Genomic DNA, 6,615 nt, shown 5'->3' on the forward strand with positions numbered 1-6,615 from the left:
CGCAAATTGCCATAACCTGACGAGGCACCACGAATGACGACTTTGATTCTCATGAGGCACGGACATGTCGAAGGCATCGATCCTCCGCGTTTTCGCGGCCGCGCCGAACTGCCGCTCAGCCCTCTGGGCATGCTGCAGGCACAAGCCCTGGCCTACCGGATTGCCAAGCGCCACGCATCGGCGGCGCTTTATACCAGCCCCATGGGGCGCTGCATCCAGACAGGAGCCCCGATAGCCCAGGTATTGGAAATCGAATCGCAGGCGCTCGACGGCCTGCACGACCTGGACTACGGACAATGGCAGGGACTTACCCACGATGCCGTGCGGGAACGCTGGCCCGAGCTGTATTCGAATTGGCGCGAAAGGCCGCAGCACGTCCGTTTTCCAGATGGCGAGTCCTTGCAGGATCTCGTGGCGCGAACCGCCGATGGACTGCGCGAAGTCCTGCAGCGCCACCCCGCCCCTTCGGACGTGGTGATGCTGATAGGACACGACAGCGTCAATCGCGCGCTGCTGCTTCAGCTTCTGGATCAACCGCTTTGCGCTTATTGGCGCCTGGCCCAAAGCCCGTGCTGCATCAATCAGATTGAAATACGCGGAACCGAAATCACCGTGCAGCGGATCAACGATACCGCCCATCTGGAAGACCTGCCGGCACATTGAGATGAGAGTCCGCCCCGCTGCGCCCGGCGAACGAGCTCCGGCGAAAGGTGCAGGCGTACTCCCGGGCTCGCGCTCAAGCACGTTTTGAACGCCGCCAGGATGCGCCTTAGTGTTCCGCGTCCCGCTCCAGCCTGGCCAGGAATTTTTCGTCGGCCTTGCTGAGCAGGCCGGCCCGGCGGGCTTGTTCCAGGAGGTCGGGGCGGCGGCGCCAGGTAAGCGCCAGGGACTGCTCACGTCGCCACGCGGCGATTTTGGCGTGGTGGCCCGAAAGCAGTTCGGCCGGAACACCCTGGCCCTTGTAGTCTTCGGGACGAGTGTAGTGCGGGCTGTCCAGCAGGCCGGTCAAGGCATCGTTGAAGGAATCCTGGCGCGCGGAATCGGCGTCGTTCAGAGCCCCCGGCAACAGCCTGACGGCGGCGTCCATGATTGCCATGGCGGGAATCTCGCCCCCCGAAAGCACGAAGTCGCCCATCGATACCTCGTGGGTGACGCAGCGCTCGATGAACCGCTGATCCACGCCTTCATAGCGGCCGCAAACCAGTATCGACCCGCCCTCGTCCACCAGGCTTTGCGCCATGGCCTGGTCGAAGCGCTTTCCGGCGGGACTCATCAACATGACAGAGGCCGGGCGCGGCCGGCGCGACTGGGCGGCCAGGACAGCCTGCTCCAGCGGATCGGCCAGCATGACCATGCCCGGGCCGCCCCCATAAGGCCGGTCGTCGACGGTGCGATGGACGTCGTGCGTGAAATCGCGCGGATTCCACAGGCCAAGCTCCCATAGCCCATGCTTGAACGCCCGGCCCGTGACACCCTGGCCGCTGACCGCGCCGAACATGTCGGGAAACAAGGTGACGACGTCAAAACGCATGGGTCATGCCGCCTGCGCGCTTGCAGCCCGCGTTAGAAATCGGCTGGCCAATTGCTGTCCAGCCGCTTGTTGGCGATATCGACGGCATGCACGTGGGCGCTTACAAAAGGCACCAGGACATCCACTGTGCGCCCCTTGGCATCGCGCATCAGCTCGGGTTCCGGCCCTTCGCCGCCGGCCTTCGCCCGCGCGACCCGCAGAACGGCATGGGCGCCGTTGTCGATGACTTCGACCACCTGGCCGATCAGTACGGAAGCGCCGTCCTGCTCGCCGAACAACAGGCAGCCGATGAGGTCGACCCAGTAGTATTCGTCGTCGTCCGCCGGTGGAAAGCTGGCGCGCCGAGCCCAGACGCTGTGCCCCTTGAGCTTTTCGGCGGCATCGCGGTCGGGGCTGACGTCGATCTGCGCGACGACCGTGGCGCCCTGCGGCCTGGCGGCCAGCACCTTTACCGGATACGGACGCGACAAAGCGCCCGGGCGCTCCAGGGGAGCAGCGGGCGCTTTCAACCACCACTGTTCAGCGTCGAGCAGTACCTCGGCCTCGGTCGAATGCGGCTGGATCTTGACCCAGCCCTTGATGCCGTAAGCCGACACAATGCGACCCAGCTCTACAAGATCGTCGGGAACCCCAGCGTCTTGGGAGGCGGACATGCGCGCGGTACCGTTATGCCAGCGCTACGCTCAGGCAGCTGCCTTGGCGGAGTATTCTTTAACCAAACGGGTAACGGCGGGCGACAATTGGGCGCCGTTGTCGGTCCAGTGCTTGACGCGGTCGAGCGCCAAACGCAGGTTTTCCTGGCCTTCGTTGCCAACGGGGTTGTAAAAACCCACGCGTTCAATAAAACGACCATCGCGACGGTTACGCGAATCGGCTGCTACAACGTTGTAAAACGGACGTTTCTTCGAGCCACCACGGGCTAGACGAATCACCACCATAGGTAATCCTTTGAAAATGTTGTGAAAAACAAAAGATTCTAGCACTTAATGGCCAGCCTAGGCAAACCTTAGCGCATGAATCCGCCAAATATATTCAAAAAGCCACACCGCCCTGCCCGCTGGCCCGGACGGCCCGGCGCGCCTGCCGCCTGGGCAAGCTGCGCTGAATGGAGCCGAAACCCGCAACGCGCTGCGGCAATAGCCGGCCCCTAGGCCTTAGCGACGCACCAGGAAATGCACGGCGCCATCCGGCGATTCGTTTTGCGCCTTCAGAGCATTGCCCGTTTGCTTGGCAAACGCCTGGAAGTCCCGCACGGCATGCGTATCGGTGGTGATGACCTTCAGTACCTGCCCGCTTTGCAGCTGTGCCAGGGCTTTTTTTGCCCGCAGGATGGGCAAAGGGCATTTTAACCCCGAAGCGTCGACTTCAAGATCGAAATCGGGGGTATCGGATTCACTACCCATGGCCTAGCCTTCGAGCCGCTGCTGCACCCAGCCTTGCACCTGAGAAAGCACGCCCGGCAATGCCGCTTCGTCGGTGCCGCCGCCCATGGCCATGTCGGGACGACCGCCGCCCTTGCCTCCGATCTGCCCGGCCACCATGCCAACCAGATCGCCCGCCTTGACCTTGCCGGCAAGCTCGGAAGCCACGCCGGCCACCAGGCTGACCCGCCCATCGGCCACGGCGGCAAGCACCACCACGGCAGGCTTCAGATTGTCTTTCAGTTGGTCGACCATGCTGCGCAAGGCCTTGGGGTCGGCGCCGGGGATGATGCGGGCCAGAAGCTTGACGCCGCCCGGCAGCTCAACGGCCTTGCCGGCCAGATCGTTGCCCGCCGCCGCGGCCAGCTTGTTTTTCGCCTGGTCCAGGTCGCGCTCGAGCGACTTGATCTGCGCCTGCACCTGGGCGATGCGCTCGGGCAGGTCGGCCGGCTGAGCCTTGAGCAAGGCGGCGGCATGCTGCAAGGCGCCGTTGGTCTGCTGGGCCCAGGCCAGGGCGTTGTCGCCGGTAACGGCCTCGACGCGGCGTACGCCCGCAGCGACCCCGCCTTCGGAAACGATTTTGAACAATCCGATATCGCCGGTGCGCTGCACATGCGTGCCACCGCATAGTTCGCGCGAAAAGCCGATGTCCAGCACCCGCACGACATCGCCGTATTTCTCGCCGAACAGCGCCATGGCGCCGCCCTTGACGGCCTCGTCGTAGGCCATAACCTGCGATACCACCGGCGCATTGGCCAGCACCTGGGCGTTGACGATCTGCTCGATGCGCACGATCTGCTCGTCGGTGACGGGCGCGTCGTGGGCGAAATCGAAGCGGGTCTTGTCGGGATCGACCAGCGAGCCGCGCTGCTGCACATGGCCGCCCAGCACTTCACGCAGGGCCTTGTGCATGAGATGGGTGGCCGAGTGGTTGCGCATGGTACGCGCCCGGCGCTCGCCGTCGACCTGGGCCTGGACCGTATCGCCCACACGCAGGACGCCTTCCAGCAGCTTGCCGTGATGGCCGAACACATTGCTTTGAACCTTTTGCGTATCGAGCACGTGGAAACGGGCGGAGCCCGCAACCAGCTCGCCCGTGTCGCCGACCTGGCCGCCCGACTCGGCATAGAACGGCGTGGCGTCGAGCACCACCACGGCATCCCGCCCGGCGGTCACGGCATCGACTTCGACACCGTCCACATACAGCGCCGTGACGGCGCCCTGCCCCTGCAAATGCTCATAACCGTCGAAGCGGGTTTGGGCGCCGTGGTAGCTCAGGCCTTGCGCGGCCTTGAACTTGCCCGCGGCCCGGGCCTGATCGCGCTGACGGGCCATGGCGACCTCGAATCCGTCGTGGTCGACTTCCACGGAACGCTCGCGGCAGATGTCGGCGGTAAGGTCGACGGGAAAGCCGTAGGTATCGTAAAGCGTGAACAAGGTCTGCCCATCGAGCACGCCCTTTTCGGGAATCTCGGCCAGCGCGGCATCGAGGATGCGCATGCCGTTTTCCAGCGTTTCGCTGAAACGCTCTTCTTCCTGCCTGATGACCTGTTCGACACGCTCTTGATTGCGGGCGAGTTCGGGGTAGGCATCGCCCATTTCGGCGACAAGATCGGCCACCAGCTTGTAGAAGAACAGCTTGGCCTGGCCCAGCTTGTGGCCGTGACGCAAGGCGCGGCGCACAATACGGCGCAGCACGTAGCCGCGCCCCTCGTTGCTGGGGATGACGCCGTCGACGATAAGAAAGCTGCAGGCGCGGATGTGGTCGGCGATGACCTTGAGCGAATTATTGCTTAGATCGGCAGTGCCGGTTTCGCGCGCAGCCGCCTTGATGAGCGCCTGGAACAGGTCGATTTCGTAGTTGGAATGCACGTGCTGCAGCACGGCGGCTATGCGCTCCAGCCCCATGCCGGTGTCCACGCAGGGCTTGGGCAGCGGTTCCATATGGCCCGAGGCATCGCGCTCGAACTGCATGAAAACCAGGTTCCAGATCTCGATGTAGCGGTCGCCGTCTTCTTCGGGAGAGCCCGGAGGGCCGCCCCAGATTTCGGGGCCATGATCGTAGAAGATTTCGGAACAGGGGCCGCACGGGCCGGTATCGGCCATTTGCCAGAAGTTGTCGGACGCATAGCGGGCGCCCTTGTTGTCGCCGATGCGTATGATGCGCTCGACCGGCACCTTGATTTCCCTGGCCCAGATGTCGTAGGCCTCGTCGTCTTCCTGGTACACCGTTACCCACAGCTTTTCGGCCGGCAGCTTGTAGACCTGGGTAAGCAGCTCCCAGGCATAGCGGATGGCATCGTGCTTGAAGTAGTCGCCGAAGCTGAAATTGCCCAGCATTTCGAAAAACGTGTGGTGGCGCGCCGTGTAGCCCACGTTTTCCAGGTCGTTGTGCTTGCCGCCGGCCCGCACGCAACGCTGCGAGCTGGTGGCGCGATGATACGGGCGGGTTTCCTTGCCTGTGAATACATCCTTGAATTGCACCATCCCCGCATTGGTGAACAGCAGGGTTGGGTCGTTGGCCGGAATCAGGGACGACGAAGGCACGACATGGTGGCCCTTGGACTCAAAAAAGGACAAAAACTTGCGGCGAATTTCGGATGTTTTCATTAGACAAAAGTGCTAAATGACGGGTAACCGCTGATTATAGAGGATTACCGGATTCATCCAGCAAGGGAAGCAATTGCGCCACCACCGAAACCGCAATGACGCTGGGCAGTTTGCTGGAGGTGGACACCAGGCCGATGGGGCACTGCATGCGGTCGACCAGTTCGCCGGGAAAGCGTTGCCGCAACTGCGAAATGAAGCGCGCCTTCTTGGTGGACGAGCCTATCAGCCCCAGGAAGCGGAACGGCTTATGGCGGAATATCTGCTCGATGATTTCCAGGTCCAGCGCGTGGCTGTGCGTAAGAACCAGCCAATAGGCATTGTCTGGGCAATCCCGGACATCGTCGGCATCGCCCTCCAGGCACACGACGTTCCCCGGTATGGTCTCGGGCCACCAGTCGTCGCGGGGATCCAGCCATGTGACCCGTACGGGCAGTTCGCCCAATAGCCGCACAATGGCGCGGCCCACGTGGCCGGCGCCGCATACGACCACGTCCAGCGCCGGCACCGACACGACATCGCTCAGGAGGCCGCTGCGCTCGTCCCAATGCGTGCAGAGAGGCTTTCGCCCCCCTTCCTGCGCCCCGCTGCCCGCTTCCCGTGCCGCGCCGCCGGAAGGCCCAGGCGAGGCTGGCCCGTCCCCGCCGGCAACGATGGCGACGTCGCTTTCGCCCTGATCGACGAAGCCGGCGGCGTCCACGCCGTCCAGCGGCACGATCACCCGGCGCAGGACGGACTCTTCGGCCTCCAGCCGCGCCGCCAGCTCGTCGCACCAGCGCAAGTCGCGCCGATCCAGGTACTCGAAAGACAGCCACACCACGCCGCCGCAGCACTGGCCAAGCCTGGCGCCAAGCGGATACCGGACGGTCTGGCGGCGCTGACGGCCCGCATCGGCCAGCATTTGCCCGGCCAGCTCGATGGCCTGCTGCTCGAGGCGGCCGCCTCCGATGGTGTCGTGCGAGCCCAGGGCGTCGACCCACATCTTTGCCCCGGCATCGCGTGGCGCCGACCCCCTGACCTGCGCCACCGTCACCAGCACCAGAGGCTCGCCCCGCC

The 6,615-nt window shown here is 64.1% G+C and carries 7 protein-coding genes; 1 reads left to right on the top strand and 6 read right to left on the bottom strand.

What is annotated here, in order from left to right; translation table 11 throughout:
- Positions 1–33 precede the first annotated feature (33 nt).
- Positions 34–663: a histidine phosphatase family protein gene (locus tag VNT00_RS10320; protein WP_325587127.1), complete on the top strand. Its 630-nt coding sequence runs from the start codon at positions 34–36 to the stop codon at positions 661–663.
- Between the two features lie 106 nt (positions 664–769).
- On the opposite strand, the gene trmD is transcribed toward VNT00_RS10320, so the two are convergent.
- From trmD to xdhC, 6 genes are all read right to left on the bottom strand, one after another.
- Positions 770–1,531, bottom strand: coding sequence for a tRNA (guanosine(37)-N1)-methyltransferase TrmD (trmD, locus tag VNT00_RS10325; protein ID WP_325587129.1), 762 nt, complete (start codon positions 1,529–1,531; stop codon positions 770–772).
- 32 nt (positions 1,532–1,563) lie between these two features.
- Positions 1,564–2,184 carry a ribosome maturation factor RimM gene (gene rimM, locus VNT00_RS10330; RefSeq protein ID WP_325587131.1) on the bottom strand — a complete coding sequence of 207 codons (621 nt, stop codon included), beginning with the start codon at positions 2,182–2,184 and terminating at the stop codon, positions 1,564–1,566.
- Positions 2,185–2,214: 30 nt separating this feature from the next.
- Positions 2,215–2,469, bottom strand: coding sequence for a 30S ribosomal protein S16 (gene rpsP / locus VNT00_RS10335; protein WP_325587133.1), 255 nt, complete (start codon positions 2,467–2,469; stop codon positions 2,215–2,217).
- Positions 2,470–2,685: 216 nt separating this feature from the next.
- The gene (locus VNT00_RS10340) at positions 2,686–2,934 is read right to left on the bottom strand and encodes a sulfurtransferase TusA family protein (RefSeq protein WP_325587135.1); all 249 of its coding nucleotides are present in this window, start codon (positions 2,932–2,934) and stop codon (positions 2,686–2,688) included.
- A gap of 3 nt (positions 2,935–2,937) precedes the next feature.
- The gene (gene alaS / locus VNT00_RS10345; protein ID WP_325587137.1) at positions 2,938–5,562 is read right to left on the bottom strand and encodes an alanine--tRNA ligase; all 2,625 of its coding nucleotides are present in this window, start codon (positions 5,560–5,562) and stop codon (positions 2,938–2,940) included.
- Between the two features lie 34 nt (positions 5,563–5,596).
- Positions 5,597–6,615: xanthine dehydrogenase accessory protein XdhC (xdhC, locus tag VNT00_RS10350; RefSeq protein WP_325587139.1), on the bottom strand; the 1,019-nt coding region annotated here is incomplete at its 5' end.

Origin of the sequence: Eoetvoesiella sp. (assembly GCF_035555955.1) — a bacterium.
Classification (GTDB): Bacteria; Pseudomonadota; Gammaproteobacteria; order Burkholderiales; family Burkholderiaceae_B; genus Eoetvoesia.

Bases quoted from the DNA above. Each gene is read 5' to 3' on its own strand.
- trmD (WP_325587129.1), bottom strand. From the start codon at position 1,531: ATGCGTTTTGACGTCGTCACCTTGTTTCCCGACATGTTCGGCGCGGTC.
- VNT00_RS10320 (WP_325587127.1), top strand. From the start codon at position 34: ATGACGACTTTGATTCTCATGAGGCACGGACATGTCGAAGGCATCGAT.
- VNT00_RS10340 (WP_325587135.1), bottom strand. From the start codon at position 2,934: ATGGGTAGTGAATCCGATACCCCCGATTTCGATCTTGAAGTCGACGCT.
- alaS (WP_325587137.1), bottom strand. From the start codon at position 5,562: ATGAAAACATCCGAAATTCGCCGCAAGTTTTTGTCCTTTTTTGAGTCC.
- rimM (WP_325587131.1), bottom strand. From the start codon at position 2,184: ATGTCCGCCTCCCAAGACGCTGGGGTTCCCGACGATCTTGTAGAGCTG.
- rpsP (WP_325587133.1), bottom strand. From the start codon at position 2,469: ATGGTGGTGATTCGTCTAGCCCGTGGTGGCTCGAAGAAACGTCCGTTT.